Source organism: Mesorhizobium sp. P2_E6, assembly GCF_056403835.1.
This window is the reverse complement of record NZ_JBFUEQ010000001.1, coordinates 210,817-236,798: the sequence shown is the minus strand read 5'-3', so window position 1 is coordinate 236,798 and position 25,982 is coordinate 210,817. Positions and strand designations below refer to the sequence as shown.

The 25,982-nt window shown below is 61.8% G+C and carries 24 protein-coding genes and 1 tRNA gene; 8 read left to right on the top strand and 17 right to left on the bottom strand.

Features of this window, described 5'->3' with window-relative positions; all coding sequences use genetic code 11:
- Nucleotides 1-142: 142 nt before the first annotated feature.
- Together AC1D08_RS01100 and AC1D08_RS01095 are read right to left on the bottom strand one after the other, a co-directional pair.
- Nucleotides 143-1,696, bottom strand: a complete 1,554-nt coding sequence (locus AC1D08_RS01100) for a DHA2 family efflux MFS transporter permease subunit (RefSeq protein ID WP_457151649.1) — start codon at nucleotides 1,694-1,696, stop codon at nucleotides 143-145.
- A 61-nt stretch (nucleotides 1,697-1,757) separates the two neighbouring features.
- Nucleotides 1,758-2,939, bottom strand: coding sequence for an HlyD family secretion protein (locus AC1D08_RS01095; RefSeq protein WP_457151646.1), 1,182 nt, complete (start codon nucleotides 2,937-2,939; stop codon nucleotides 1,758-1,760).
- 132 nt (nucleotides 2,940-3,071) lie between these two features.
- Here AC1D08_RS01095 and AC1D08_RS01090 point away from each other — a divergent pair, with 132 nt between their 5' ends.
- Entirely contained in the window at nucleotides 3,072-3,806 is a 735-nt protein-coding gene (locus AC1D08_RS01090; protein ID WP_457151647.1) for a TetR/AcrR family transcriptional regulator, read from the top strand.
- Here AC1D08_RS01090 and yihA read toward each other — a convergent pair.
- From yihA to AC1D08_RS01075, 3 genes are all read right to left on the bottom strand, one after another.
- The gene (yihA, locus tag AC1D08_RS01085) at nucleotides 3,803-4,462 is read right to left on the bottom strand and encodes a ribosome biogenesis GTP-binding protein YihA/YsxC (RefSeq protein ID WP_095083510.1); all 660 of its coding nucleotides are present in this window, start codon (nucleotides 4,460-4,462) and stop codon (nucleotides 3,803-3,805) included. The two genes, AC1D08_RS01090 and yihA, sit on opposite strands and share 4 nt — an antisense overlap.
- Nucleotides 4,459-5,097, bottom strand: coding sequence for a CatB-related O-acetyltransferase (locus tag AC1D08_RS01080; protein WP_184872944.1), 639 nt, complete (start codon nucleotides 5,095-5,097; stop codon nucleotides 4,459-4,461). The genes yihA and AC1D08_RS01080 overlap by 4 nt, the downstream gene beginning before the upstream one ends.
- Nucleotides 5,098-5,222: 125 nt before the next feature.
- Nucleotides 5,223-5,543, bottom strand: a complete 321-nt coding sequence (locus tag AC1D08_RS01075; protein ID WP_477422418.1) for a hypothetical protein — start codon at nucleotides 5,541-5,543, stop codon at nucleotides 5,223-5,225.
- A gap of 168 nt (nucleotides 5,544-5,711) precedes the next feature.
- On the opposite strand from AC1D08_RS01075, the gene AC1D08_RS01070 reads away from it, so the two are divergent.
- From AC1D08_RS01070 to AC1D08_RS01060, 3 genes are read left to right on the top strand one after another with little or no spacing between them, the layout of a single operon-like run.
- On the top strand, nucleotides 5,712-6,176 hold the full coding sequence (locus tag AC1D08_RS01070) for a MarR family winged helix-turn-helix transcriptional regulator (protein ID WP_457151954.1): 465 nt from the start codon (nucleotides 5,712-5,714) through the stop codon (nucleotides 6,174-6,176).
- On the top strand, nucleotides 6,169-7,458 hold the full coding sequence (locus AC1D08_RS01065) for an HlyD family secretion protein (RefSeq protein ID WP_457151955.1): 1,290 nt from the start codon (nucleotides 6,169-6,171) through the stop codon (nucleotides 7,456-7,458). Before AC1D08_RS01070 ends, AC1D08_RS01065 begins: the two co-directional genes overlap by 8 nt.
- Nucleotides 7,455-9,002 (top strand): DHA2 family efflux MFS transporter permease subunit, encoded by a 1,548-nt coding sequence (locus AC1D08_RS01060; RefSeq protein ID WP_457151956.1) that lies wholly within the window; start codon nucleotides 7,455-7,457, stop codon nucleotides 9,000-9,002. Before AC1D08_RS01065 ends, AC1D08_RS01060 begins: the two co-directional genes overlap by 4 nt.
- A 184-nt stretch (nucleotides 9,003-9,186) precedes the next feature.
- On the opposite strand, the gene AC1D08_RS01055 is transcribed toward AC1D08_RS01060, so the two are convergent.
- From AC1D08_RS01055 to rpmH, 4 genes are all read right to left on the bottom strand, one after another.
- Nucleotides 9,187-9,747 (bottom strand): fasciclin domain-containing protein, encoded by a 561-nt coding sequence (locus AC1D08_RS01055; RefSeq protein WP_457151957.1) that lies wholly within the window; start codon nucleotides 9,745-9,747, stop codon nucleotides 9,187-9,189.
- 169 nt (nucleotides 9,748-9,916) lie between these two features.
- Nucleotides 9,917-11,731, bottom strand: coding sequence for a membrane protein insertase YidC (yidC, locus tag AC1D08_RS01050; RefSeq protein ID WP_477224979.1), 1,815 nt, complete (start codon nucleotides 11,729-11,731; stop codon nucleotides 9,917-9,919).
- 14 nt (nucleotides 11,732-11,745) lie between these two features.
- On the bottom strand, nucleotides 11,746-12,099 hold the full coding sequence (gene rnpA, locus AC1D08_RS01045) for a ribonuclease P protein component (protein ID WP_111545239.1): 354 nt from the start codon (nucleotides 12,097-12,099) through the stop codon (nucleotides 11,746-11,748).
- A gap of 16 nt (nucleotides 12,100-12,115) precedes the next feature.
- Complete coding sequence (gene rpmH, locus AC1D08_RS01040; RefSeq protein WP_008833937.1) at nucleotides 12,116-12,250, bottom strand: 50S ribosomal protein L34; 135 nt, start codon at nucleotides 12,248-12,250, stop codon at nucleotides 12,116-12,118.
- Nucleotides 12,251-12,528: 278 nt separating this feature from the next.
- Between rpmH and AC1D08_RS01035 the strand changes: the two genes are divergently transcribed.
- Entirely contained in the window at nucleotides 12,529-14,019 is a 1,491-nt protein-coding gene (locus AC1D08_RS01035; protein ID WP_457151959.1) for an ATP-binding protein, read from the top strand.
- A 278-nt stretch (nucleotides 14,020-14,297) separates the two neighbouring features.
- Nucleotides 14,298-14,374 (top strand) — tRNA-Arg (locus tag AC1D08_RS01030).
- Nucleotides 14,375-14,520: 146 nt separating this feature from the next.
- Here AC1D08_RS01030 and AC1D08_RS01025 read toward each other — a convergent pair.
- From AC1D08_RS01025 to AC1D08_RS01010, 4 genes are all read right to left on the bottom strand, one after another.
- A complete protein-coding gene (locus AC1D08_RS01025; protein ID WP_477422416.1) occupies nucleotides 14,521-15,768 on the bottom strand; it encodes a flavin-containing monooxygenase in 1,248 nt (415 codons plus the stop codon).
- Between the two features lie 467 nt (nucleotides 15,769-16,235).
- Entirely contained in the window at nucleotides 16,236-16,730 is a 495-nt protein-coding gene (locus AC1D08_RS01020; protein WP_457151961.1) for a DUF302 domain-containing protein, read from the bottom strand.
- Between the two features lie 68 nt (nucleotides 16,731-16,798).
- Entirely contained in the window at nucleotides 16,799-17,659 is an 861-nt protein-coding gene (locus AC1D08_RS01015; RefSeq protein ID WP_457151962.1) for an alpha/beta fold hydrolase, read from the bottom strand.
- Between the two features lie 146 nt (nucleotides 17,660-17,805).
- Complete coding sequence (locus AC1D08_RS01010) at nucleotides 17,806-18,576, bottom strand: alpha/beta hydrolase (protein ID WP_477422631.1); 771 nt, start codon at nucleotides 18,574-18,576, stop codon at nucleotides 17,806-17,808.
- A gap of 209 nt (nucleotides 18,577-18,785) precedes the next feature.
- On the opposite strand from AC1D08_RS01010, the gene AC1D08_RS01005 reads away from it, so the two are divergent.
- The gene (locus AC1D08_RS01005) at nucleotides 18,786-19,748 is read left to right on the top strand and encodes a cupin domain-containing protein (protein ID WP_477422413.1); all 963 of its coding nucleotides are present in this window, start codon (nucleotides 18,786-18,788) and stop codon (nucleotides 19,746-19,748) included.
- 262 nt (nucleotides 19,749-20,010) lie between these two features.
- On the opposite strand, the gene AC1D08_RS01000 is transcribed toward AC1D08_RS01005, so the two are convergent.
- Nucleotides 20,011-20,568, bottom strand: a complete 558-nt coding sequence (locus tag AC1D08_RS01000; protein WP_457155462.1) for a dihydrofolate reductase family protein — start codon at nucleotides 20,566-20,568, stop codon at nucleotides 20,011-20,013.
- Nucleotides 20,569-21,218: 650 nt separating this feature from the next.
- Nucleotides 21,219-22,670 (bottom strand): LuxR C-terminal-related transcriptional regulator, encoded by a 1,452-nt coding sequence (locus AC1D08_RS00995; protein WP_477422411.1) that lies wholly within the window; start codon nucleotides 22,668-22,670, stop codon nucleotides 21,219-21,221.
- Between the two features lie 178 nt (nucleotides 22,671-22,848).
- Here AC1D08_RS00995 and AC1D08_RS00990 point away from each other — a divergent pair, with 178 nt between their 5' ends.
- On the top strand, nucleotides 22,849-23,235 hold the full coding sequence (locus AC1D08_RS00990) for a hypothetical protein (protein ID WP_477422409.1): 387 nt from the start codon (nucleotides 22,849-22,851) through the stop codon (nucleotides 23,233-23,235).
- A gap of 122 nt (nucleotides 23,236-23,357) precedes the next feature.
- On the opposite strand, the gene AC1D08_RS00985 is transcribed toward AC1D08_RS00990, so the two are convergent.
- Together AC1D08_RS00985 and AC1D08_RS00980 are read right to left on the bottom strand one after the other, a co-directional pair.
- Entirely contained in the window at nucleotides 23,358-25,286 is a 1,929-nt protein-coding gene (locus tag AC1D08_RS00985) for an adenylate/guanylate cyclase domain-containing protein (protein ID WP_477422629.1), read from the bottom strand.
- Nucleotides 25,287-25,632: 346 nt separating this feature from the next.
- The gene (locus AC1D08_RS00980) at nucleotides 25,633-25,845 is read right to left on the bottom strand and encodes a hypothetical protein (protein ID WP_095084346.1); all 213 of its coding nucleotides are present in this window, start codon (nucleotides 25,843-25,845) and stop codon (nucleotides 25,633-25,635) included.
- Nucleotides 25,846-25,982: the final 137 nt, after the last annotated feature.

Here is a 25,982-nt window from a genome sequence, read left to right as displayed (position 1 = left end):
CATATCTCTTTTTGACGCAATTCCTGTGCTCTAATCCGAATACGAAAAACTCCGGGCTTGCGGCCCGGAGTTTTTTTGCGCGGTCAGAGCTTTTCGGGCGTGGACTGGAGGAGCTTCCCGAAACTGCTGTCCACGTTTGGTATCAGTGGCCGCCACCGCCGCCGCCGGCCGCAGCCGGCTTGCGGATCAGCATGGTGAACAGCCCGAGCGTCGCAAACAGCACCGTCAGCAGGAAGAACACGTCCATGAAGGACAGCAGCGCGGCCTGCTGCTGCACCATGCCCGACAGCTTGGAGATCGCCGCGCTGGTCGCGTCGAGGCCGGCGGTCTGCTCGAAATTGAGCGTCATGTTCTGCAGCTTTTGCTGCGCGGCGGCACTGCCCCACTGCACGTGCTCGGAGAGCCTGGCGTAGTGGAACGCGTTGCGGTCGATCAGCACGGTGTTGATGACGGCCAGGCCGACGGCGCCGCCGAGGTTGCGGGTGAGATTGAACAGGCCGGACGCATTCTTCAACCGGTCTGGCGGCAAGGTGCCGAGTGCCAGGTTGTTGATCGGCACCATGCACAGCATCATCGAACAGCCGCGCAGGATCTGGGGAATGAGCAGCTCATAAAAATCCCAGTCGGCGGTCAGATGCGTCATCCACCAGGTTCCGGTGGCGAAGCCGAAGAAGCCGACCATCATCATCAGGCGCGGGTCCATCTTGCTCGACAGGATGCCCGAGACCGGCGCGGTGAGGAACATCGCCAGGCCGCTGACGAACAGCGCCTCGCCGATCATCATCGAATCGTAGCCGCGGATGCGCCCGAGGAACACCGGATAAAGATAGGTCAGGCCATAGAGGCCGATGCCGATGACGAAGGAGAACAGTGAGCCGAAGGCAAAGTTGACGTTGGTGAACGCCTTCAGGTCGACGATCGGCTCCTCGGCGGTGAACACACGCCAGAAGAACAGCACGGCGCCCACGGTCATGACGATGGCGCAGATGAATACGCCCTGGTCCTGCAGCCAGTCGTTGTTCGGGCCTTCCTCGAGCACATATTCCATGCAACCCAGGAAGGCGGCCATCCCGGCGAGGCCCCACCAGTCGAACTTGCTGAACAGCTTGAGATTGGGCTTGTCGAAGTCGATCAGCGTCCAGGCCGCCGTCGTCACCAGGATGCCGGGCACGACATTGATGAGGAACAGCCAATGCCAGGACATGGCATGGCTGATATAGCCGCCAACGGTCGGGCCGATGGTCGGCGCCAGCGTCGCCACAAGGCCGATCATCGGCGAGACCACGGCGCGGCGCGACGGCGGGAAAATGGTGAAGGCAGCGGCAAAGACGCTGGGGATCATGCCACCGCCGATGAAGCCCTGGACGGCACGGTAGACGATCATCTGGTCGATGTTGGTGGCGGTCGCGGCCAGCGCGCTGGCCGCGGTGAAGCCGGCCGCCGAGATCGTGAACAGCACGCGCGTCGACAGCATCCGGCTGAGGAATCCCGACAACGGGATCATCACCACCTCGGCGATCAAATAGGCGGTCTGCACCCACGGGATCTCGTCGGAACTGGCGCTCAGGCCAGCTTGAATCTCGGCCAGCGAGGCCGAGACGATCTGGATGTCCAGGATGGCCATGAACATGCCGAACACCATCGCCAGGAAGGCGATGACGCGCCGCGTCGAGATGGTGTCAGGCACGGCCGGCATCGCCGGCAGCGCTCCTGCTGTCAGGGTTGCGGTGGCCATGGCATTGCTCCCCGGCGGCCGCTCAGTTCGAGGCCGTAGGCGCGGTACGGCTGTCGACGGCGACGACGACACTCAAGCCGGCGCGCAGCCTGCCGCTCTTCAGCACGTCGGCCGGCACATCGATGCGGACCGGGACGCGCTGCACGACCTTGGTGAAATTGCCGGTGGCGTTTTCGGGCGGCAGCAGCGAGAACACCGCACCCGAAGCCGGTGCCAGCGACGAGACGGTTCCCTCGAAATCCTGGCCGTCGGTCGCATCGACCGAGATCTTGACCTTCTCGCCGGGAACCAGCCGGGCAAGCTGCGTCTCCTTGAAGTTGGCGACGATGTAGAGCTTGTCCATCGGCACGATGACGGCCAGCTTCTGGCCGGGGCTGACGAGATCGCCTTGCTCGACCGAGCGGTTGCCGACGACGCCGTCATAAGGCGCCTTGAGCACGGTGAAGGAAAGATCGCGGGCGGCCTTGTCGCGGCTGAGCTGCAAGGAAGCCAGCGTGCTTGCCGATTCGGCGCGCTGCGCCTGCAGCACGCCGATATTGGCCTGTGCCGCGGCGATCTGCGCGTCGGCGCCGACAAGGGCGGCGTTGGCCTGCTGGACCGCCGTCTGGGCATCGTCCAGCTGTGCCTGCGTGCCGACATGCGTCTTGAGCAGTTGCGAGGCGCGTGCCTCGACCTTCGTCGCATTGTCGGCGGCGGCCTGGTCAGCGACCTTCTGTGCCTGCGCCTGCTGCAGCGAGGCGCGCGCCGCTTGGGTCTGAGCGTCGATACGGTCGAGCGTCTTGCTCAAGGTGGCGATCTGCGCCTCGGCCTGGGCAACGGCGATCTTGTAGTCGCCGTCATCGACCACAAGCAGGGGGTCGCCAGCCTTCACCGACTGGTTCTCGCTCACCTTGACCTGATCGACATAGCCGGAAATCTTGGGCGAGATGAACGCCATGTCGGCCTGGACATAGGCGTCGTCCGTCGAGATCATGAAGCGACCCGTGGTCCAGTAGTTGTAACCGTACCAGGAGGCGGCGCTCAGCAAGGCAACGCCGATGATCGGCAGCAGAAACGAGCGCACCGAGCGCTTCTTCTTGGCTGGTGCTTCCACCGGCGCGCTGATGGCGGGCTGGAAAGGCACTTCGGGTGCTTCCGTCGCCGGAGCGACCTTGGCATTGGGGAAAGGACGGACTTCGGCTGTGGCTGGCGCGTTCGAGGACATGACATCTCTCTAAAATAAAGCTATAATACTGAACCGTTCGGTTCGATCCGGCCGTTGACATAGCGCGGAAACAGGACCATATCAAGTGCAATCGAACCGATTGGTTCGAATTATTTTCGAGGTGTGACTTTTATGGTTGAGACCCAGCCTAACGTCGAAACCGACCCGTGCGGCGACCTGCTGGACCATGTGCGCCGCGGCCGCCCGGCGGCAGGCCAGGACCCGGTCAAGCGCAGCCAGATCATCGAGGGCGCCCGTCGTGTGTTCATCGACAAGGGTTTTGAGGCTGCGTCGATGAACGACATCACGCGCGAGGCCGGCGTCTCCAAAGGCACCATCTATGTCTACTTCGCCAACAAGGAAGAGCTGTTCGAAGCGCTGATCGAGGAAGAGCGCGGCACGATCTTCAAGAACATGTATGACGTGCTTGATAACGCCGACGACCTGCGCGAGACGCTGGTGAAGTTCGGCAAGGTGCTTGCCCTCAAGATCACGTCGGCCAAGGTCATCCAGGCGCAGCGCACGGTGATCGGCGCATCCGACCGGATACCCGAGCTCGGCGCGCGTTTTTACGAACGCGGTCCCAAACGCGGCCATGACAAGGTCGCGGCCTTTCTCGATGCCGCCATCGAGCGCGGCCTGCTGCGGATCGACGATGTCGATCTTGCCGCCTACCAGTTCACCGAACTGTGCCTGGCCGGTCTATTCCGCCAGTGCATCTTCGCCTACCGCACCAAAGCCCCGGGCCAGGATGAGATCGACCACATCGTCAGGTCCGGCGTCGGCATGTTCCTGAAGACCTACGGCACCGAAAGCCTCGCCGCGGAAGAAAGCCACCAGACGATTGCAATCGAGGCCAGACCCTAGCCACCATTCGCGGCCAACACGATCGCAGCCTGCAACTCGTCGAGGCCCTCGGCCTTTTCCGACGACGTCGCCAGGACGAACGGAAACGCCGCCGGCCGCTTCTTGATCTTTGCCAGCGTCTCCTCGATCAGCCGCGGCACGCCGGCAGCCTTGATCTTGTCTGTCTTGGTCAGCACGATCTGGTAGGACACCGCCGCCTTGTCGAGCAGCGACAGCACTTCGTCGTCCTTTGCCTTGATGCCGTGGCGGGCGTCGATCAGCACATAGACACGCTTCAGCGTGACGCGGCCCTTGAGATAGTCGAAGACCAGCTTGGTCCACTCGTCGACCTTCTCCTTCGGCGCGGTGGCGTAGCCGTAGCCCGGCATGTCGACCAGCGCCAAGGGCGGCAGGTCGGCGCCCTCGCCGGAAAATCCATCCGGCACGAAATAGTTGAGCTCCTGCGTGCGCCCTGGCGTGTTGGAGGTGCGCGCCAGTCCCTTCTGGTTGACCAGCGCGTTGATCAGCGACGACTTGCCAACATTCGAGCGTCCGGCAAAGGCGATTTCCGGCGGCCCTTCCGGCGGCAGGAACTTCATCGCCGGCACGCCGCGGATGAAGATCCACCCGCGCGTAAACAGTTCGGTGCCGATAACGGTGTTATTCAGAGCGTTCAAGCTGCTGCCTCCAGAAGAGAAATATCGGCACCCCGGATAGCATCGAGGTTGCGGCTGATCTTGTCCACCGGCCAGTCCCACCACGCCACCGCCAGCAGCCGCCTGATCGTCCGGTCGTTGAAACGCGTCTTCACCATTTTGGCGGGGTTGCCGGCGACAATCGCATAGGGCGGCACGTCATGCGTCACCACCGATTTCGCGGCAATGATGGCGCCATGGCCGATCGTCACACCGGGCAGGATCACCGCCTCCATGCCGATCCAGACGTCGTTGCCGAGCACGGTGTCGCCGCGCACTTCCTTCGACCATGTCGCCGGGTCAAAACCCTTTTCCCAGCCATGGCCGAAAATATTGAACGGATAGGTGGAAAAGCCTGACATGGCGTGATTGGCGCCGTTCATGATGAAGCGCGCGCCCTCGGCGATGGCGCAGAACCTGCCGATGATGAGCTTGTCGCCAATGAACGGATAATGATGCAGCACGCACTTCTCGGCGAATTTGTCCGGCCCGTCCGGATCGTCGTAATAGGTGTAGTCGCCGATCTCGATGTTCGGCGCGCTCACCAATCCCTTGAGGAAGCCGACGCGGGTGTGCATCGGGATAGGGTGCTTGATGTCGGGGTTGGGTCCGTCCATGTCGATGTCCGTCGGATGATTGGCCACCAGGCAACAGGCGAAGTTCGCATGCGCCGGTTCAAAATAGCGTGATCCGCCCTATAGCACCAATCGGCTGAGGAGCGAGTCTTGCGTGGTGGCGTTGCTCATTTGTTGCCGCGGCAGATCACGATCGGATCGGACAGCGCACTGTCGAAACCGCTGCCCTGGTAGACGGTGACGTTCGAAGCTCCGGGCGGCAACATGAAGGTGCCTTCGACGATTTTCTGATCGCCGGCTGACGTGTGCAGAGCCCAGCTAAACGTGCAAAACTGAGGCGGCGCCTGGGGTTCGACGTGGCTGCAGTTCAATTGCGCCCCACCCAGCATGGCGGCGCCGCCACAACTGACCGCCTCCTTTGCGAACGCAAAGCCGGGCCATCCCGCTAGGGCTGCCACGGTCACGATCTTTAGCCAATTCATCATCATATCCTTGTCCGGCAACGGCCTGTTGCTCGACCCTTCTGGGGCGCCGCAAGCGCGTGCGACATTTTTTCCGGACTTAGTGCGTCTTGTGCGCCGCGTCCAGCAGGATTATGTGCATGATGATAATAAGCATGCTCACTAAAAGTCGCGTTCAGAAAACCAGCCCCTCCCATGCCATCGTCACCCAACATCAGCTTCGTGCTGCACGATGTCGCGCGTCTGCTTCGAAAGCGGTTCGAACAGCGGTCGCGGGCGTCGCGGCTGACCCGCGCCCAGTGGCAGGTGCTGGCCTATCTGTCCCGGCATGAAGGCATCCACCAGAACAAACTGGCCGACCTGATCGAGATCATGCCGATCACGCTCGCCCGGCAGCTCGACAAGATGGAGGCGCGCGGCTTCATCGAACGCCGGCCCAATCCGGCTGATCGCCGGGCATGGCTGCTTTACCTGACGCCGCAAGCCCATCCGCTGCTCGAAATCATGCGCAGCAACGGCCAGAAGACGCGCGACGAGGCCTTCGTCGGCCTTTCGGCGGATGCCCAGCTGCATCTGCTGCAGACCCTATGCCTGATCAAATCCAATCTGCTCGAGGCTTGCGCTCAGCCAGCCGTCGACCGGGAGAACGACCATGACTGAATCGACCTCACCCAAAAAGCCCGGCAAGGACGAACCATCGGATCGCAAGAGCGACCAGATCATCCGGCTGGATAGCGAACGCGAGCAGAGGCGTGCCAGCGCAGTCATCGCCGATGGCGAGCTGGAAGCGCCGGTTGCACTGGAGCCGGTGGCACTTGAAGCCCCCTCCAAAGAGCCGCAGCCGCAAGCCATGGTGACGGTTGCGCCTGCGGCGCCGGTCAAGCCCAGGCGCAGCCTGACACGGCCGATCCTTTTCGCCCTGCTTCCCGTCGCGCTGGCTGTCGGCGGCTATTACTACGTTGTCGGCGGCCAGGTCATGACATCGGACAATGCCTACATCCAGGCGCAGTCGCTCGGCGTTTCCACCGACGTCTCCGGCACCGTCTCCGAGATCGACGTGCACGAGAACGAGGCGGTGAAGAAGGGCGACGTGCTTTTCCGCCTGAGGCCGGCCTCCTTCGAAACCGCTCTTGCCGCGGCCCAGGCCCAGCTGGGAACGGTGCGCAACCAGGTACTGACCTTGCAGGCAAGTTACCAGCAGTCGCTGGCGCAGATCGAGCAGGCGCAGGCCGACATTCCCTATTATGAGGCCGCTTTCAAGCGTCAGCAGGATCTTCTCAAGACGTCTACCTCTTCGCAGGCCACTTTCGACAGCGCCCAGCACGACCTCGATGCCGCCCGCCAGAAAGTGTCCGTCGCCAAGGCGCAGGCACAGGCGATGCTTGCCCAGCTGGGTGGCGACGCCAGCCAGCCGGTCGAGAAGAACCCCTTCTACCTGCAGGCCCAGTCGGCGGTGGACGACGCCCAGCGCAACCTCGGCGATGCGATCGTCAAGGCGCCGTTCGACGGCATCGTCACCAATGTGGACGCGCTCCAGGTCGGCAAGTACCTGCCGGCATCGCAACCGGCGTTCAGCCTGGTTTCGGCGACGGACCTGTGGATCGCGGCGGAGCCGAAGGAAACCGAACTGACCTATGTGCGGCCGGGGCAGACGGCGACGATCAGCGTCGACAGCTATCCGGGCAGTTTCTGGCACGGCACGGTCGCATCCATCAGCCCCGCCTCGTCGTCGAGCTTCTCGCTGCTTCCGGCGCAGAACACCACCGGCAACTGGGTCAAGGTCGTGCAGCGCATCCCGATGCGCGTGACGATTGACGATCTCCAGGGCAAACCGCCGCTGCGCGGCGGGATGAGCGCCGTCGTCGGCATCGATACCGGCCATGCGCGCGGCCTGCCGGACTTCGTCACGGATCTCATCAACCGGTTCGAGCAGAAGTCATGACCAGCGCGTCCGCGACAGGGGGCACATCGGTGGTCGCCAATCGCGGCGCCATCACCGCCTGCGTGATCCTGGCCGTAATCATGCAGGCGCTGGACACGACCATCGCCAATGTGGCGCTTCCCTACATCCAGGGCAGCGTTTCGGCGAGCGCCGACCAGATCAACTGGGTGCTGACGTCCTATATCGTCGCCGCGGCCGTGATGACGCCGCCTTCGGGCTACCTTGCCAATCGTTTCGGCCGCAAGCGCATCCTGCTGACCTCGATCACCGGCTTCGTCGTCGCATCGGTGCTTTGCGGCTTCGCGCAGTCGCTGCCGCAGATCGTCGGCTTCCGCCTGCTGCAGGGCCTGTTCGGCGCCGCCCTGGTGCCGCTGTCGCAGAGCATTCTGCTCGACATCTACAGCGTGGAAGAGCGCGGCTCGGCCATGGCGCTGTTCGGCGTTTCGGTGATGGTCGGACCGGTGCTCGGGCCGGTGATCGGCGGCTGGCTGACCGAAAATGTCAGCTGGCGCTGGGTGTTCTACATCAACGTGCCGATCGGCGCCCTGGCCTTCGCGGGCGTGTCGATGTTCGTCCTGGAAACCAAGACCGACCTCAAAGCAAGGCTGGACTGGCTGGGCTTCGGCATGCTCAGCCTCACCATCGCTTCGCTGCAGATGTTTCTCGATCGCGGCGAGCAGCTCAACTGGTTCTCGTCATCCGAGATCATCGTCGAGGCGCTGATCTGCGCGTCGGCCTTCTACATCTTCCTCGTCCACACCTTCACCGCCCGCAACTCGTTCGTGAACCCACGGCTCTTCCTCGACCGGAATTTCGCCGTCGGCATGGTATTCATCTTCATCGTCGGCATCACCTATCTCGCCTCGCTGGCCTTGATGACGCCCTATCTGCAGACACTGATGGGTTATCCGGTGGTGACCGCCGGCATCGTCATGGGGCCGCGCGGCCTCGGCACCATGGCGTGCATGTTCCTGGTCGGCAGGCTGGTCGGCAAGGTGGATACACGCTGGCTTCTCCTGACCGGCCTGCTGATCACCGCCTGGGCGATGTACGACATGACCGGCTGGACGCCCGATGTCTCGCAATGGACGATCATCAGCACCGGCTTCATCCAGGGTGCGGGGCTCGGCTTCCTGTTCGTTCCGCTGACCACCATCACCTTCGCCACGCTGGCGCCGGAGCGGCGCGCGGAAGGCACCGGACTGTACAATCTGTCGCGTAACATCGGCTCCAGTGTCGGCATATCGGTAGTCACCGCGCTTTTGACCCAGAATGTCCAGGTCAACCACGCCAACATCGCCACCTATGTGACGCCCTACAACCAGGCGTTCAGCAACCAGGCGATCTTCCAGGCGATGAACCCTTACAGCGCCGCCGGCCGTGCCGCGCTCGACGGCGTGGTAACGCTGCAGGCGACGATCATCAGCTACATGAACGACTTCAAGCTGATGATGATCCTTTCGCTTGCCGCCGTTCCGCTGGTTCTTTTGCTGCGCAAGCCGGCGACGCCGGCCAAGGTCGACCACAGCGCCGTCGTGGAGTGACGACGCGAGGGGCTACCCTTTGGATATGCCGATGCAAAAAGAAACCGGGGCCCTGTGGGGGACTACAGGACCCCGGCCGATGCCGATACGGCTTCCCAAGAAACATGGCACCTCGTCATGAGGTGGGGATGGCTGGCCCGAGAAAGCCCAACGGACCTGCCTTGATCCCCTGCGCCGGAAGCCGTTACTTCGGCAGCAGCACCTTGTTGACGACATGGATGACGCCGTTCGACTGGTTGACGTCGGCGATCGTCACCTTGGCCTCACCGCCGGACTCATCCATGATGTAGAGCTTGCCCTTCTTGACCTCGGCGGTCAGCGTATCGCCGGAGACGGTCTTCATCTCATACTTGCCCCCCATTGCCTTGGCCTTGGCCATCATGTCCTTGCCGGAGATCTTGCCGGCCACGACATGCGCGGTCAGCACCTTGGTGAGCTGGTCCTTGTTCTCGGGCTTGAGCAGCGTGTCGACGGTGCCTTTCGGCAGCGCGGCAAACGCTTCGTTGGTCGGCGCAAAGACGGTGAACGGCCCGGCACCCTGCAGGGTGTCGACCAGGCCGGCGGCCTTGACGGCGGCGACCAGCGTCGTGTGGTCCTTCGAGTTGACGGCGTTCTCGACGATGGTCTTGGTGGTGTACATCGGCGCGCCACCAACATTGGGGTTCTTGGCATAGGCTGGAGCGACGATCGTCGCGCCGGCGACGAGTGCGGAAAGGGCAATGGTCCTGAATGACGGCAAGCGCATGTGGTCTTCCTCCGGGTGAGGGCTGATCGGGATTGATAGCCTTTGGAAATGCACACGCAGTCACGCCCCGCGACCGCTTTCAGTTTCGCCGATCACGGGAACGTGACCCCGCCTGTGGCCAATAAAAAAGCCCCGGACCAGCCGGGGCTTTGATGGAAGGAGAGGCCTGCTATTCCGCTGGCGATGGTTTCTTTCGGAACAATGCCACGAGATTGTCCCACAACTCGATCTTGGCGCCCTGGCGCTTCATGATCACGCCCTGCTGCAGGATCGACAGCGTGTTGTTCCAGGCCCAGTAGATGACGAGACCGGCCGGGAAACCCGCCATCATGAAGGTGAAGATGACCGGCATCCAGGTGAAGATCGCGGCTTGCGTCGGGTCCGGCGGCGTCGGGTTCATGCGCATCTGCAGGAACATGGTGACGCCCATGATCAGCGGCCAGACGCCGATCATCAGCATGTGCGGCAAAGTGACCGGCACGAGGCCGAACAGATTGAAGATCGAGGTCGGATCGGGTGCCGCCAGATCCTGGATCCAGCCGAAGAATGGCGCGTGGCGCATCTCGATGGTGATGTAGAGCACCTTGTAGAGCGAGAAGAAGACCGGGATCTGCAGCGCCACCGGCCAGCAGCCGGCCAGCGGGTTGATCTTCTCGGTCTTGTACAGCTCCATCATCGCCTGCTGCTGCTTCATCTTGTCGTCCGCGTATTTCTCGCGGATCTCGAGCATCTTGGGCTGTACCTTCTTCATGTTCGCCATCGACGCGTAGGACTTGTTGGCGAGCGGGAAGAAGATGGCCTTGACGATGACGGTGGTGGCGAGGATCGCCAGGCCGAAATTGCCGAAGAATTTGTAGAGCGTGTCGATCAGCCAGAACATCGGCTTGGTGATGAAATAGAAATACCCCCAGTCGATCACCAAATTGAACTGGCGAATGTGACGGTCGGTCTCATAGGCGTTGATCTTGGCGACTTCCTTGGCGCCGGCGAAGATCTCTGTCTCGACTGTCGCGGACTGGCCGGCATCGACATTGATTGCATCGGTGAGGAAGTCGGACTGGTAGCGGTGACGACCATCGTCGAAAAAGGCATAGCGCGGCTGGAACGGTTGCTTCTCGGTCGGCACCAGCGTGACGGCCCAGTATTTGTCGGTGATGCCGAGCCAGCCATCGGTCGACTTGCCCGGAGTGACCTGCTTTTCGGATTCGATCTTGGCGTATTTGTATTCGGCCAAGCCCTCGGTGCCGGTAACGCCGATCAAACCTTCATGCAGCACGTAGGTACTGGCGACGGCCGGCTTGTCATAGCGCGTGACGCGGCCATAGTTGAACAGCGAAACGGCGCTGCTGCCGGAATTCTGCACCGTGTCCGAAACCGTGAACATATAGTCGTTATCGACGGAGAACGTGCGCTTGAACGTCAGGCCCTTGTCATTGGTGTAGGTGAGCGTGACCGGCGTCGACGGGCTCAGCGTCGGATTGCCGTCCACACTCCACACCGTGTCCGAACCCGGCACCGCACCGGTCTTGTCGTTGCCGACGAAACCGATCTCGGCAAAATATCCCGTCGCCAGCGCTTGCGGGTTGAGCAGCTCGATCTCGGGTGAATTCTTGTCGACGGTTTCGGTGTAATGCTTGAGCTTGAGGTCGTCGAGCCGCGCGCCGGTCAGGTTGATCGAGCCCTCGAGGCTCGGCGTATCGATCTTGACGCGCTTGCTTGCCGCCAGCGCCTGGTTGCGGTCGACCGCCGCAATCGCGTTGCCGCCGGGTGCGTTCGGAATGGCGCCAGGTGCGACGGGCGTTGCGGTACCGGCGCCTGGATTGGCGGCGTCGGCGGCCTTCTTCTGCTCTTCGACGCGCTGCTGTTCGACGCGGGCCGCCTCGCGCTGGGCTTCGCTGCGCGGCAAGACATAGAAATATTGCCATACCGCCAGGATCAGCACCGACAGCGCGATGGTGATGAAGAAGTTCCGGTTGTTTTCCATCGAAAGCCCTTGGCCTATCGTGTTCCGCGCAATCGGCGGGAAAGTTCGGCCTTCAACTGGCCGAACGGAATGGTCAGCACATCTTCGCGCCCGACGATGACATAGTCATTGCCAGGCGCCATGTCACTTGCGGCATGTGTACGGACCGCTTCTCGCAGCCGTCGCCGGACGCGATTGCGGACAACCGCATTGCCGACCTTCTTGGTGACGGTATAGCCGACGCGCGGCGACAGGCCGTCGCCACGGTCGAGAACTTCAACGAGAAAAAGCCGCCCGCGTCGCTTTTCACCACGACGGACGGCCAGGAATTCGGCGCGCTTCAGAAGCCGCTTGGGATTTGGTCCCACTGGCTTGCCGGATGCGGGCAACGATCTCGTCTTCCGTTCAGGCGCTGAGCCGCTTGCGACCGCGGTTGCGGCGAGCTGCGACGACGCCGCGACCACCCTTGGTGGCCATGCGGGCACGAAAGCCGTGCCGACGTTTGCGGACGAGTTTAGACGGTTGGTAGGTACGCTTCATTTGTTTTAATACCGCGGGGTGCGGCCCTTCTTGATTCTGTCACTGTGTAACAGGAGCTTTGCCGGGCCGGTTTTGGCGCGATCGAAACCGCGCCGGGACGAATGGCCCGAGCGTGAGCGGGCTTATAGAAAGAAGGGTTTTGGAAGTCAATCCGGAGTCGCCAGGCCGAAGCCGGTCGTCGTCCAGGCCGGTTTTTGTTTCCGGCCAAGGATGAAATTGGTAAAAAAGCCGTAATCGCCTAATCTGCGTTGATCAAGTGATCGTGAAGACATAGCCGCATGAGCGAAACCATACAGGCGGAGGAACGGATCGACACGGCGGCGCCAACCGCCGGGCGCACCGTGCCGCTGTCGCGCGGCCTGTCGACCAAGCTGCTGCTGCTCACCATCGTTTTCGTGCTTCTGGCCGAAGTGCTGATCTTCCTGCCGTGGATCGCCAGCTACCGGCTGAACTGGCTGAAGGAGCGGCTGAGCACGGCTGCGGCGGTGTCGATCGTGCTGGTGCAAGGTGAATCCACCTCGCTGTCGCGTGCGGCCCAAAACGACGTGCTGATGGCGATCGGCGCCAAGGCGATCGCGGTGCGTGACGGCGGCGTGTCGCGGCTGCTGGTGGTGGCCGAGATGCCGCCGCAGGTCGACGAACACATCGATATCGCCTCGATCGGCATGATCAAGGGCATGACCGGCGCGCTCGACACGCTGTTTTTCGGCGGCCACAGGATGCTGCGCGTCTTCGGCCCGGTCGGCGACAGCGACAAGGAGTTCGAGCTGATCATGCCGGACAACAGTCTGCGCAATGCCATGCTGCGATATTCGCGCAACGTCGCCTTCGTCTCGCTGCTGATCTCGCTGTTCACCGCAATGCTGGTCTATGCCGCGATCGACCTGATCATGATCGGGCCGATCCGGACGATGACGCGCTCGATGCTGTCCTTCTCCGAGGCGCCGGACGATCCCGGACGCATCATCCATCCCGCCGCCCGCGCCGACGAGATCGGCGTCGCCGAGCGCGAACTGTCGCAGATGCAGGAGCGGCTGCAAAAGATGCTCTCCGAGCAGAAGCACCTTGCCGACCTCGGCCTGGCCGTGTCGAAGATCAACCATGACATGCGCAACATCCTGGCCTCGGCGCAGCTGATGTCGGACCGCCTGCGCCAGGTCAAGGACCCGACCGTGCAGGCCTTCGCGCCGAAACTGCTGCGCGCGCTCGACCGCGCCGTCTCCTACTCCGAAGGCGTGCTTCACTACGGCCGCACCCAGGAGCCGCCGCCGTCGCGCCGCAGGCTCAGGCTGCGCCAGCTGGTCGAGGATGTGCACGGCCTGCTCGACATCGAGCAGGGCATCGAGTTCGTCAATGCGATCGAGCCGGGCTTCGAGGTGGATGCCGATTCCGAGCAGTTGTTCCGCGTGCTCACCAATCTGTGCCGCAATTCCGTGCAGGCCATGGCCGCAGACAATGAAAGCGCGCTGGTCCGGCGCCTGGCGGTATCGGCAGTGCGGCTGGGCAGCGTCAGCCGCATCGTCGTCACCGACACCGGCCCCGGCTTACCACCCAAGGCGCGGGAAAACCTGTTCGCGGCCTTTCGCGGCTCGGCCCGCAGCGGCGGCACCGGCCTTGGCCTGGCGATCGCGCACGAACTGATCCGGGCGCATGGCGGCACTGTTGAGCTGGTCGAAAGCATTGGCGGGCGCACCACATTCGCGGTCACCATCCCCGACCAGCCGGTCCGGCTCGACCAGGCCCGCAACGGCCTGCGCCGCCCGGCGTGATGGTTCGGGCGCTGTTTCGCCCGATGCTCTTCCCCTGCAGGCCCGGTGCCCATTTCCCCTGGGTCGGAGCTCTTCCCACCAGGGATCGCGTTTGAGCTCGACTTCGGGCCCTGTTGAACACGGCGGAATCCTGACCGCCGTCACCGGATGACATACCTGCGACAAAACTTTTGCCGGATCGGCTTGCTTTTCGGAAAATCAGTCGCTAGGGAACACGTCTCGTCGCGGCCGGTCGTTCACGATCGGCTAGCGGGGTCATGGAAAGCATGGCCTGTTGCGCGCCCGTAGCTCAGCTGGATAGAGCACCAGACTACGAATCTGGGGGTCAGGAGTTCGAATCTCTTCGGGCGCGCCATTACACCACCACCCCAGAGCAACACTGGGCACTCGGGGTCCGCTATTGACCCTCAGCGGCCATTCACCTTCGTGGCTTGGTCCTCGCGAGATGGAGGAAGCCGCCTGCCGGATGATCGCTCAGAGTCCGCACACTGAATCGGGACGTCAGGGGCAGGTGTCTGCCAAACGACGCTGGATATCCTCGACCAACAGGGCTGCTTCTTGCGCGATTGCCAATATTGTGCCCGACCGTCGCGAGATCGCGAAAGGCAGGCCGGCAAAATACACGCCAGGGGCGCCCGCGAACACGCCCTCGTGCAATGGTTGCCCTTGCGCATCGAGCGCATTGGGAACGCGCACCCACCCGAAATCCCCTCTGAACCCGGTGCACCAGATCACCGTTGTGATCCCCCGCGCGGCGAGGTCAATTAATCGGACTGGTGGATTCGGCAGAAGCGCGCCAATCACCTCCGCCGGGTCCGGCTCAGCCCTTGGGGCGTCGATCCCGTTGCGCGCGATGTACTCGTCGATATGGCTTCGAATTCTAGCGGAGCCCTCGTCTGCATGACGAACATGCTCCTCTGCATCGTCGCTGAACGAGAGGCGGCCGTTGTCGACGCCGGTGAAGCGACCCAGTAAGACAACGCCTTGCGCACTGAGGGACTGCAGGCTGATCGTATGGAGCGCACCTGTCAGCGGCCTTCCAGGGATGGGGCCCTGCTGAAGTATTTCGCTGCGCGTCACATCTATCAGTCCGCTAAGAACCATCCAGACGCTGATGTGACTGCCTCGGTACATTCGAGGCAGTCGGCCGACCCGGCTCGTTGCAAGAAAGACAGTTCGCCCCGCCTGGACCAAGTCCTCGGCTATTTGGCCGCCCGACTGGGCGCTACCGACCACCAACACGGCTCCGCTGTCGAGACGAGATGCGTTGCGGTAGGCCGATGCATCAATCTGTTGGACTTCCGGCGGCAGCAACGCAGAAAAAGGTGGGCGCGCCGGGCAATTCTGGTTGCTGCTTGCGATCACCACAGTCCTCGCCCACAAGGGGCCGTGCGGAAGGGCCAGCCGATACAGGCCGCCGCTCGCAACAAGTTCCGTCACCGGCGTGCCGGTTTCCACCGGGAGGCCATACCGGACTGCATAGTCCTCCAACAGCGTAACAAACTCACCGCTTGTCATTGCACCGTCGGGATCGGGGCCGACATAGGTATCCCCGGGCATGACCGTTTGGCTGTTAGGTGTGTTTACCCGAAAGGAGTCCCAGCGCTGGGTCCGCCAGGTCTCACCGATGCGACCTCGCTCCAACACTCTATGACGCAAGCCGCGCTGCGTCAGCGCATGACTGACGCCTAGACCCGCCCAACCGGCACCGATGACGGCGGCATCAAGAATGTCCGTTCCGCTCGTCATTAGGCCCCCTCTGATTGTCACCCTATTGTACTTTGTTAGATTAGCAAATGGCCTGCTTTCTAGTGCTGCTTGCTCTCACGCGACAAGATCGAACACGGCAACACTTGGCGAGGCGATAACTAAGATGTCGCGTCTCGTGCAAGCCGCGCCTCTGAGAACGTCTGTCAACCGAACGTCCGCCATTGGCGCAGAGCTGCGGGTGAGTTCGATCGATCTCGCGAGCTCGCTAGGTGAAGCGCAGGTCGCGTCGTGACGCAAGTGGTGCCGCCGAGACGGAACGGCTCGCTCGCGGGGCTGTCACCGTCTCTCGAAGCGATACTGTACTGAGCCGCTCCGCACGACCCGGAAGGATGCCGAGCCACCATCGCTTCGGCGACCGCTTTCCTCAACGCCGTCGCCGCCATGGAGGTCATGCGTGTTCGGGACGGACTCTCACTTCCGTCCGTTTGAAGCGTCACCAGGAGAGTTTAGCTCGTGCATTCGTGCAACAAGCTTGTGATTTTCGCATCAAGATCGCGGGCGACCGCAAGAGCCTCCAAATTACCATAAGAGAGCAGATAACTCTCCATTTTGTCATAAGAGACATGCACGCCATCGGGACGTTGATCAAGAAGGATTGTGACCGGGGCGTAAGATCCAGCATCGGGAACGTGCTTGACCATTTCTTTCATGATGAGTGGATTGCCCACCAAAAACCGCATGCTCTTAGGAGTGTCGCGTCCAGTCTCGCGGCGCAGAATGGCGCCCAAGTCGAATTCCGCGAAGAGCATGAGACCTGTGCGGCCTTGGCCGTTTTGCACAACGCGCTCCAAATCCGAGAAGGAATTTGCAGCCCTCGTCTCCTTGAAAAATTCGACCATGTCAGGTTGCCCGACCGCTGACTTGAGCGCGGCCACAACGGCGTCGAATGGTTTGGAACACGTCAGGCTGAAACGCTCAACCTCGACCTTTGCGATTGTCATTTCTTTCTCCGCAACAGCTCTCAAGAATAAAGGCGCGATCGATCGCGCCGGGATTATGCAACCGCCGATCAGGCTTCCAGGAAGGTCCGGACGTGGCTGACGAACAATTCGGGGTACTGAAACAGCGCGCCATGGCCGGAATCGGGATAGAGGACCAGCTGGGCGTTGCTTAGAGCCTTGAACATTGCGTAGGCGTTGTCCGCCGGCAGCATGGTGTCGTGGCTGCCGCTGACCACAAGGGCCGGCTGGTGGATGGCGCGCAGAATGGCGTGCTCGGGATCAGGTGTGGCGCACCAAGTAATAAGCGCCTTGGCCTGCGGATCCGTCACCGCGCCGCCGTTATCGGTGTCCCGATCTTCCTTGCGCACCTTCGCCCGCTTCAGGAACGCCAGGCCGGCCGACTGGCTGGCCGACGACTTCGTGAAGAATAGCGGCAGGCGGAGGTCCGGCGCCTCGGTTTGGGAAAACGCGTCCTGGAGAACCGTCAAAAGGTGTTCCTCTCCGCCTTTCGGAGCCGTGCCGACGAGGATTAGCTTGCGGACCAGCCGTCCGTGCTCGGCAGCGATCTGCTGGGCGACGAAGCCACCGAGGGAAAAGCCCAGAAGGTCGACTTCGGAGAGGCCGAGCAGTTTGATAAAAGCGACAGCGTCTTGGGCCATCGCCGCGATATTGTCGGGCGTTTGGCCTGTCGAGCGGCCGACCCCGGCGTTATCGAAAACGATCACCGGTCGATCGGCGGCCAGGACATTCACGACGGCGGGGTCCCACGCGTCGATGTTGCCCGAGAAATGCTGCAGGAGAACCAGCGCGGTTCCGGTCGATGGGCCGAGACGGCGATAGGCGAAGCGGATTCCGCTGCCTTCGATGTAACGGGTGGGCGCCGTTTCGAGCGTGGCGGCGTCCTGGCTCGCGATGTCGAACTCAGTCATGTCATCCTCCGGATGCTTGGCATAAAATAATCGAGTAGGATTAGCTGGTGCGGTTTTGGCTAGGTCTGAGCGGCTCGCGGTCCAAGGCATGCCGCAGTCTGCCGAGCACGTGTGCTCCCGGCACGAAAGTGCCGGGAGCGGTATCGTCACTTCACGAGTGCGGCCTTTTCAATCACGGCGGCGACTTCCTTCGCGTGGACGACGAGAGAGGCATGGCTGCCGGCGACCTCCGTCGTCTGGGCCTTCATCCTATTGGCGAAAATCTTCTGGACCTCGGGTGCGATGACCTTGTCCTTCGTGCTGATCACATAGAACGTCGGCTTGTCGCGCCAAGCTGCTATATCGACGGGAGCCTCGAACGCCGTGTGGTTCAACGGGAGCTGATGGTTTGCCAAGGATTCGGCGATCTCCGGAGGAAGGTCAGCCGCGACTGCCGAAGGAAACACTTTGGGATCGATGTAGAGGTTGCCCTTTTCGTCGGGATGGATCGCCGCGGCGCCTTCGGTTGCCGGACCGCTCTTGGATAAGCTCGCAAGAGATTCCCCCACGTCGGGCGCGAATGCGGAGACATAGACGAGCGCCGAGACCTTTGGATCGTCGCCTGCTTGGGTGATGACCACACCGCCCCAAGAGTGGCCAACGAGAACGGTCTTCCCGTTCTGTTTCGCGAGCGCCTGTTTGGTGGCATCGACGTCCGCTGCGAGGGAGGTGAGCGGGTTTTCGACGAGCGTTACGTTGTAGCCCTTCTTCGTCAGGATATCGGCAACCGGCTTCCAACTCGTCTGGTCGACGAAAGCGCCATGGACGAGCACGATATTGTGAGCCGCGCCCTTGGGCAGTTGAGCTGATTGGGCGGGGGCGGCAAGTGTTGCTCCGGCCATGAGGACGGTGGCGACTGAGAGTAGAAGATTTCGCATTGATTGCTCCTGTTGAGATGACGGACGACGCGGGTCCGGGGCAGGCGTGTCGGCAAAAGTCGCGGTTCTCCCATCTGCCGTTTGCGTAATGGTTTGCCGCGCGACCTGTTGGCTCGACTTGAGATCAGGTAGTACATGGAGCATTCGGACGTTAGCCATCAATCGTCCGAATATTGTGTCTGACCGTCCGTCGTATTAACATCGGGAGGATGGACATCCTCGCCCAAGTGCTCGATCGCATTCGCCTCGGTGGGACTCTGCTCTTCCACTTCGAGCTCGGCCATCCATGGAATCTGGCATTGCCAGCGCGCCCCTACGCCCTGTTCCATTATCTCAGTCGTGGCTCAGCTACCCTCGAGCTTGATGAGGGACGAGAACTCCACATGACCGCGGGCGACTTTGTCGTCGTCACACGCGGCGAGCCTCACCTGATTTATTCGGACCGCCGGACGAAGCCGTTACCGATTCCGGATCTCGGTCGACTGCCCGGACGTCTTGGCGTCGTTCGTCATGGAGGCAACGCGCAGCCGCTCTCGACGATGATCTGTGGCAATTTCACTGTGGAGCGGCCCTCGCGCGGCAGTGTGTTGGAATTACTTCCCCCCCTGCTTCTCCTGAAGCCGACGGAAGACGGCGGATGGCTCGAGGCGATTCTGCAACGCATGGTGAGCGAGTCGGCGCTTGCGCGTCCCGGCCAAGACGTCGCACTCTCACGACTGACAGAAGTGCTCTTCGTCGAGGTGTTGCGAAGCTGGATCAAGTCTCTCGATTCCGGAGAAGGCGGGTGGCTAGGGGCAATGGCGGACCCGCACATAGGACCGGCGCTTCAGTTGATTCACGAACGGCCGGATCAACCCTGGACCCTTGGCGACCTAGGGCAGCGCGTGGGGCTCGGTCGCTCGGCGTTTTCAGCTCGCTTCACCAACCTCGTCGGCCAGTCCATGTACCGTTATCTGATCGCACGCCGCATGTCGGAGGCTGCGTTTCTGCTCGAAACAAGCGACGAGGGGATTGCAAGGATTGCGACCCGTGTCGGCTACGAGACCCCGGCCGCGTTTTCGAAGCTGTTCCATCGACATCATGGCCTATCGCCTGGCCGTTATCGAGCAGCTCGCCGGTCTGACGGTGGCCGAAGGCAAGGGGACGTCCTGGAAGCAGAAGTCGCCGATTGACCTCGACCAAGCTGGCTACTGGAAGGTCTGGCGATGGGCGGCGGGGCGGCTCCGGCAGGAGTGTCCAGTTTGTTCACAAATGGCGCGCAGAATAGTCACCCCGCCAGTACGCGCAGCCAGCCGAGGTCTCCGCTACAGACGGCCCGGCGCTTGGGTGCATCTGGTCTCATCCAGGCCGCCAGGCGACCAAAGCCGACTGCTAATCGGCGGCGCTCCTGCGACACGCAAGCCCCCGAGTTGGGCGCGTTGAGGCTGCTCGGAGTCAGCGCTCGCGCCGATAGTGCATAGCGACCGCGCTGTTGCGGAGCGGCTTTGCCGAGACCAGCTCGAGCCGTCGCGCACTGGGCAGCCCGCCCTGGTACAGGGTCGGGCCGTGGCCAGCGATCCTGGGATGGACGAGGAGCTGATATTCGTCGATCAGATCCAGCCGGTCCAGCTCGGTCGCGAGTTTGCAGCTACCGAGGAGCACGCCGGCCGGAGTCGCGTCCTTGAGCCTCTGTACGCCTGTTCGCAGGTCGTCGGCGATGTGGTGGCTGTTGGCCCACGGGAAGTCCGTTCGCGTCGACGACACCACGTACTTCGGTTTGGCGTCCAGCTTGACCGCCCACTCGCGTAACGCCGGCGGCGCCTCCACGTCGCCGCGAGCCACCGCCGGCCAGTAGCTCTCCATCATCTCGTAGGTGATGCGGCCCCACAGCATCGCCCCGCCCTCGTCCATAAGGCGGGTGAAGAACGCGTGCGTCTCGTCGTCAGCGATTCCCTCCTCATGATCGACGCAGCCGTCCAGGGTGACGTTTATGCTGAAGGTCAATAGTCCCATGCGACGAGCCTAAGCCATCCGCTCGAAAAAACGTAGGGCTATTGCTCGCGGTTGATGTTCAACTTCCGCTATGAGAAAGCGTTGCCCACCCGTGATCCGCTACAACCGGGCTCGGGGGCTTCCGTTTCCCCGTGCGAGGTCATCGATGGGCTCGGATTCCGTCGGCCTTGGCAAGAGTAATAGTCAGCCCACTTACATCAATGCTTCAGCTCGCCATTTCTTGACAAAAGGGCGGTCGATTTGTGGTCATTGTCCTATTCTCAACATCACCTTGCGCCCGTCGGAAAGGGTTCCCGCTCCTGTGCCAGCTGGGGGTTGTCTGCTGGTCAGCGAGAACACGAACCGGGATGAGAGTTGCCCGCAAACGATCGTCCCTTCTCCATGCGAGAACGTAAGATTGACGATAGCCGTCCCTCGGCATTCGACCCCGGTATTGGTCTGTCCGCTAATAGTTCCGCGCCGTGTAATGCTGTTGACGAAAGCCGTCCCGGAAAAGGAGAGCGTCCCATCGGCAGTCTGACCGGAGACTGGTGCGATGATGGTGAGCAGATTTTGCGCCTGCGCGTAGCCGACAGCCTCTAAGGCACCATACGCAATCAGCATTGTGGCTAGGATTCGCCTGGTCTCGCCGAGGTCTCCGCAATGGTATCTCAATTGAAGCTTGCCAGCCCCGCGCGGCGGGCACCCTCTCGGATCGCGGCAATAGCGGGAGGATTGGTGACTGGATAGGAGCCGATAAACCCTTCGGCCGAAGTGTTTGGAAATTCTCTCGCCAACCGGTTGGCAATCTTTATTGCCTGGGGTGTTTCACCGAGCATGGCGTGCGCCATGGCCTGGAACAGCAGCGTTGCAGGCGAGTCCGGCGGTGCTTGGCTGAACGCGGTCAGGCACTCCCTGAGGAGACCTACAACGAAGCTCGATCGGCCAAGCATGCTATAGTACCAGGAAACATACGGATTGAGACGGATCGCGCGCTTCGCCAGTTCATATCCTTCCCGCGGGTCGCCTGTCACGAACGCCTTTCCTCCGGCAAGCAAGGCGAGGGTATCGGCATCGTGCGGGGCGGCCGCCAAGGCAAGATCATGTTCTCTTGCTGTGGCATCGAGATCGCCCTGCAAGGCTCGAAGCTCGGCTAGACATATGCGTGCATGGGTATCACCCGCGTCGAGCGCCAAAGCTCGTTCGAGGCACAGTTTCCATTGCTCCTTTGCGTCGGAAGGGTCGTTGGTGAACGCATTGATGGCGGCGACGGCATGCGCCAGCCCCAGTACTGTCCAGGCTCTGGCAAGTCCAGGGTCGAGCTCGATGGCACGCGTCAGAAGCCGCACCGCTTCCGCATTCGAAGCGTGCGTGTACAAATTGTGCTGCTCGACGCCGAGCAGATAGTAGTCATAGGCACGTAGGCTGGCGGGGTGTTTTCGGCGGACAACATCGCGTCGAAGTTTTGCGAGCTTGCCGCAACAGCTAGCAAGGACGTTGACGACGTTTTCGGTGCCCATGTCCTGCATCGCAAACAGGTCTTCCGCTGATCGATCATAGCGGGCCGTCCACAAATCGACTCCAGTGCGCGCGTCGACGAGTTGGACGCAGATCCGCAGCTGCTGCGCTGCCGCCTGCAAGGTCCCCTCAAGTAGATAATCCGCATTCAGTTCCCGCCCGATGGATAGCACGTCATCGCGCCGTCCCTTGTACGAGAGCATGGTCTGGCGGGCGATGACCGCAAGGTCGGGGTAGCGAGCGAGGTCGACCATGATGTCCGCCGACAAGCCATCGGCCAAGCGGTTCCATCGCTCGTCCGCGCTCAGATTGTCGAAAGGGAGAACCGCAACGACTGTTGGCCCAGAAGCCTCTACCGAAAGGCCACCGGATGATGCCTGGCCCGTGTCTTGCTCGCGTTGGTCGGCAAGCAAGTTTGCAAGCGCTACTTTGCTGCGAATATCGAGTTTCCGGTATATGGCCGACAGATGGGTCCGAACAGTAGTCGGCGCTATGAAGAGCGTCTCGCCGATTTCACGGTAGGTCATCCCCTCGGCGAATTTTCCAGCGACCACCCGCTCCCGGTCCGACAGACTGGTCAGAGGATTGCTCACGGCGCGAAGCATCGCTTCAAGTCTCCGATTCGCTACGAGTTGTGGCCGACCCGGCACGGCAAAATACTACAGATGCGATCTCGAAAACACTGCATTTGCACGATGCTATCCGACCGCCACCAATTCTAGGCTTTCCTGTCGACGGGGTTTGGTCGGGTCGCAGAATCCCGATCCATTCAGGAAGCAGGAGGTGTCCATGACAAAGTCATCTATCTTTGCCGCAATGCTGGTGCTGCCTCTGTCGGTTGGACCGTGCTTGTCCGAAGGCACGCAATCTGGCGGCAAGCTGATTTCCGAAGATGCTGTGAGAGCCGTTAGTGCCGAATTGTATTCCGACATTCTGATCCGAGCGTGCAGGAACGGATGGCGCTACCCTCGGAGCCAAATCGAGAACGGCTTCAAACGGCATCTCAGCGAGCTGAAATTGCAACTGGTCGATCAGGGTTACACGATCCTGCCTGGTGTGAAAGCGAACAGCTCGCCCCGGAGTCTCTTCGCACTGGCATTTGTCGCCAAGCGCCAATCTGTCGCTTCGCGCCAGTTCGGCTGTCCCCGCCAATACTGGCTCGACGAGTGACCGTTCTGGAGCGGGTAACTGGGGCAGGAATAACCGCCACTGGCCAGACTTCACTTGCCGAGCCGGCTTTCACTGTAGGGATGCTCATTTCACCGGGCGGTCAGCGCTCAGGCCGAGCTGTTCTATGGCTGCCCGAGAGGCTGCGCCTCCCCCGTCTCGCATTCCGGTAGTCGCACTGGTTTGGCGAGCTTTGCCAGCCCGTCGGGCTTGGCGCAAAGCGGGAAGCCGGCGAGCGGCATTGTCTCGATGAAACGACCGCGTTCCCTCTTGCTCGAGCTGAATTCATTGACCAGGCCCTCGATGGTCAGGTCCGGATACCGTTTGAGGGTTTCCCTGACTGAAGCATCCGCCTCATCGGTTCGACCCAGTGCCGCGAGGGAGCTGCTACGCACCACCCAATCCCCTTTGCCGTAGTTATCGGGCGTCTTGCGCTCCAGCATCTTCGCGGCGTCCTCATAGCGGCCAGCCATAAAATAGGCCGTGGAGTAGAAACTAGTTGCCCACATCGGGTAATTCGGGTCGAGCCGTATAACTTGGTCGACCAACTGAGCGCCGCGTTCGGGTTCGTCGAAGCCTGCCGCGTAGCCGGAATAGAATGTCAGGATTTCGGCCGAACCCGGAGCGAGGCGGAGGGCCGTGTCCATCTCGACCTTGGCGCGGGCGTTGTCGCCCATTTCTTTGAGGCTCATGCCAAAAACGGCGTGCGCCTCGGCGTCGCTCGGATCGAGCCGCACCGCGCGTTCGGCTACATCGGCAGCCGCCTTGATCTCACTCTCGGGATTGATACCGAAGCCAGCCAATATGTTATGAGCATGATAAAGTTCCACCCAGGCGCGGGCGAACCCGGGGTCCAGCGCGACAGCGAGGTTGAGCAGCCTGATAGCCTCCTCCTCATCGGCTGCGGTAATCTTTTCAATCCTTTCGGTTCCGAGCAGATAGTAATCATAGACAGTCAAGTTGTCCGGCCGTTTACGCTTCGCCGCAGCCCGCCCCGCTCCCTGAATCAGCCCCACGCCGTTGCCGAGACGGTTGGTGACTTGCTCTGCAATCTCGGTCTGGACGGCGAACACGTCCTCAGCGGGCCGGTCCCAACGATCCGACCAAAGATGGTTGCCGGTTTGTGCATCGATCAACTGCGCGGTAACCCGCACCCGCCCATTTTGCCGCTGGATAGAGCCTTCCACCACGAAGCCGACATGGAGCGCACTTGCGACCTGGCGGGCATCCACCGGCTTGCCTTTGTAAACTTCCGTCGAATTCCGGGCCACGACCTCAAGTTCGGGAAACCGTGCGAGGTCGGTGATGATATCCTCAGTCAATCCATCGGCCAAACGACCGGTGACCTCGTCGTCGCCATAATTATTGAAGGGCAGCACCGCGACCGACGGCTTGGCCCCCAGTGGCGCGGGCTGAAAGAACCACCAGGTCCCTCCACCCGCCAGAGCCAGCACCACGACGGCCGCCGCAGCCGTCCTGGTCCAGCGCGGCATCGCCTTGCGTAAGGTCCAACGCACCCGCTTGCCATCGAGCCTCACCCGGTACATCCGCACGGGGCGGTTGATGTTCTTGACATGCTGCTCGCCAACGAAATCGAGTGGCCAATCAAGCTTGCCCTGCAAATGGTCGTAGGCCGTACCTGACACCATTACTCCGCCCGGCTCGGCAAGCTGCTCTAGGCGAGCGGCGATATTGACGCCGTCGCCATACACATCGCCATCCACCAGTGCCACATCGCCAAGATTTATCCCGATGCGGAACACAATCCGCTCATGCTCCGGCAATCCACCATTGCGAACGGCCACAGCCTTCTGAATTTCGGCTGCGCAGATCACCGCATCGACCACGCTGTCGAAGACGACAAGCGCGCCATCTCCTAGCAGCTTGACAATTCGACCCTGGTGCAGAGCGATCGCCGTATCGGTCACATCGGCCCGGATAGCCCTCAGGCGTGCGATGGTGCCAGCTTCGTCGATCTCGATCGCCTTTGAATAGCCGACCATGTCCGCTGCCAGGATCGCCAGCAGTTTCCGGTTCAATGGAGGGACGATCATCACCCGGCCCCGGACCAACAGGGCCAAAATGGTACACCTAATGCTGCGCCCTGACGAGAGGCCCGCCCCGCGGCGCCGACTTTGCGGTGCGTCGGACTCTTTCAACGGAATCGGCGCAAAGCGGTCCGCACTACGCTGGACGCAAGGGGGCGCTGTTTTGCCCAGCCTGAAAGCTGACAGTCGCTTCCGGCCCCATTGAGATGTTCATCGCCTCGGTTGCCAAGCGTCGGCTCATGCCGCCAAGCGGGCCTAACACTCCGAGTGGGTGATCTCAGAAACCAACAGGCGCAGCAATGATATAGCGGCGCCCAATTTCCTTTCGGCCGGTGCGTCAGCTGGGTCTCGCCTATTGCCTGCGACGCCTGGTCGACGAGGCAAGATAGCCCATCGCCAGCGTCATCACGGCGACCGCGATGCCGGCGCTGATCACGCCTGCCGGCGTTATCCTGGCACTGCCCTGCAAGGTAACATGCTTGCCCAAGCGCAGGTCGAATACCGACTTGATTTCCTCTGGATGTGAGGGGACCGCGGGCGAAGCTTCTTCCTCGACAACTGACATTTGAGCCTCCGGTTGGAATCTGCCGTTCGCGCAGCGGCCGGCGACTGGTGCGCCAACATTCTGTGCAATGGCCGAGCCTATTAGAACTGATAGGCGCCAAACAACACAGCAGTACCAGTTTCATCTCCTCCGGCGCG

Bases quoted from the DNA above. Each gene is read 5' to 3' on its own strand.
- AC1D08_RS01005 (WP_477422413.1), top strand. From the start codon at position 18,786: ATGGACATCCTCGCCCAAGTGCTCGATCGCATTCGCCTCGGTGGGACT.
- AC1D08_RS00985 (WP_477422629.1), bottom strand. From the start codon at position 25,286: ATGATCGTCCCTCCATTGAACCGGAAACTGCTGGCGATCCTGGCAGCG.
- AC1D08_RS01080 (WP_184872944.1), bottom strand. From the start codon at position 5,097: ATGGACGGACCCAACCCCGACATCAAGCACCCTATCCCGATGCACACC.
- AC1D08_RS01055 (WP_457151957.1), bottom strand. From the start codon at position 9,747: ATGCGCTTGCCGTCATTCAGGACCATTGCCCTTTCCGCACTCGTCGCC.
- AC1D08_RS01025 (WP_477422416.1), bottom strand. From the start codon at position 15,768: ATGACGAGCGGAACGGACATTCTTGATGCCGCCGTCATCGGTGCCGGT.
- AC1D08_RS01090 (WP_457151647.1), top strand. From the start codon at position 3,072: ATGGTTGAGACCCAGCCTAACGTCGAAACCGACCCGTGCGGCGACCTG.
- AC1D08_RS01010 (WP_477422631.1), bottom strand. From the start codon at position 18,576: ATGCGAAATCTTCTACTCTCAGTCGCCACCGTCCTCATGGCCGGAGCA.
- rpmH (WP_008833937.1), bottom strand. From the start codon at position 12,250: ATGAAGCGTACCTACCAACCGTCTAAACTCGTCCGCAAACGTCGGCAC.
- AC1D08_RS01095 (WP_457151646.1), bottom strand. From the start codon at position 2,939: ATGTCCTCGAACGCGCCAGCCACAGCCGAAGTCCGTCCTTTCCCCAAT.
- yidC (WP_477224979.1), bottom strand. From the start codon at position 11,731: ATGGAAAACAACCGGAACTTCTTCATCACCATCGCGCTGTCGGTGCTG.
- AC1D08_RS00980 (WP_095084346.1), bottom strand. From the start codon at position 25,845: ATGTCAGTTGTCGAGGAAGAAGCTTCGCCCGCGGTCCCCTCACATCCA.
- AC1D08_RS01060 (WP_457151956.1), top strand. From the start codon at position 7,455: ATGACCAGCGCGTCCGCGACAGGGGGCACATCGGTGGTCGCCAATCGC.
- AC1D08_RS00995 (WP_477422411.1), bottom strand. From the start codon at position 22,670: ATGCTTCGCGCCGTGAGCAATCCTCTGACCAGTCTGTCGGACCGGGAG.
- AC1D08_RS01065 (WP_457151955.1), top strand. From the start codon at position 6,169: ATGACTGAATCGACCTCACCCAAAAAGCCCGGCAAGGACGAACCATCG.
- AC1D08_RS01075 (WP_477422418.1), bottom strand. From the start codon at position 5,543: ATGATGATGAATTGGCTAAAGATCGTGACCGTGGCAGCCCTAGCGGGA.
- AC1D08_RS01015 (WP_457151962.1), bottom strand. From the start codon at position 17,659: ATGACTGAGTTCGACATCGCGAGCCAGGACGCCGCCACGCTCGAAACG.
- AC1D08_RS01070 (WP_457151954.1), top strand. From the start codon at position 5,712: ATGCCATCGTCACCCAACATCAGCTTCGTGCTGCACGATGTCGCGCGT.
- AC1D08_RS01100 (WP_457151649.1), bottom strand. From the start codon at position 1,696: ATGCCGGCCGTGCCTGACACCATCTCGACGCGGCGCGTCATCGCCTTC.
- AC1D08_RS01035 (WP_457151959.1), top strand. From the start codon at position 12,529: ATGAGCGAAACCATACAGGCGGAGGAACGGATCGACACGGCGGCGCCA.
- AC1D08_RS01000 (WP_457155462.1), bottom strand. From the start codon at position 20,568: ATGGGACTATTGACCTTCAGCATAAACGTCACCCTGGACGGCTGCGTC.
- AC1D08_RS01020 (WP_457151961.1), bottom strand. From the start codon at position 16,730: ATGACAATCGCAAAGGTCGAGGTTGAGCGTTTCAGCCTGACGTGTTCC.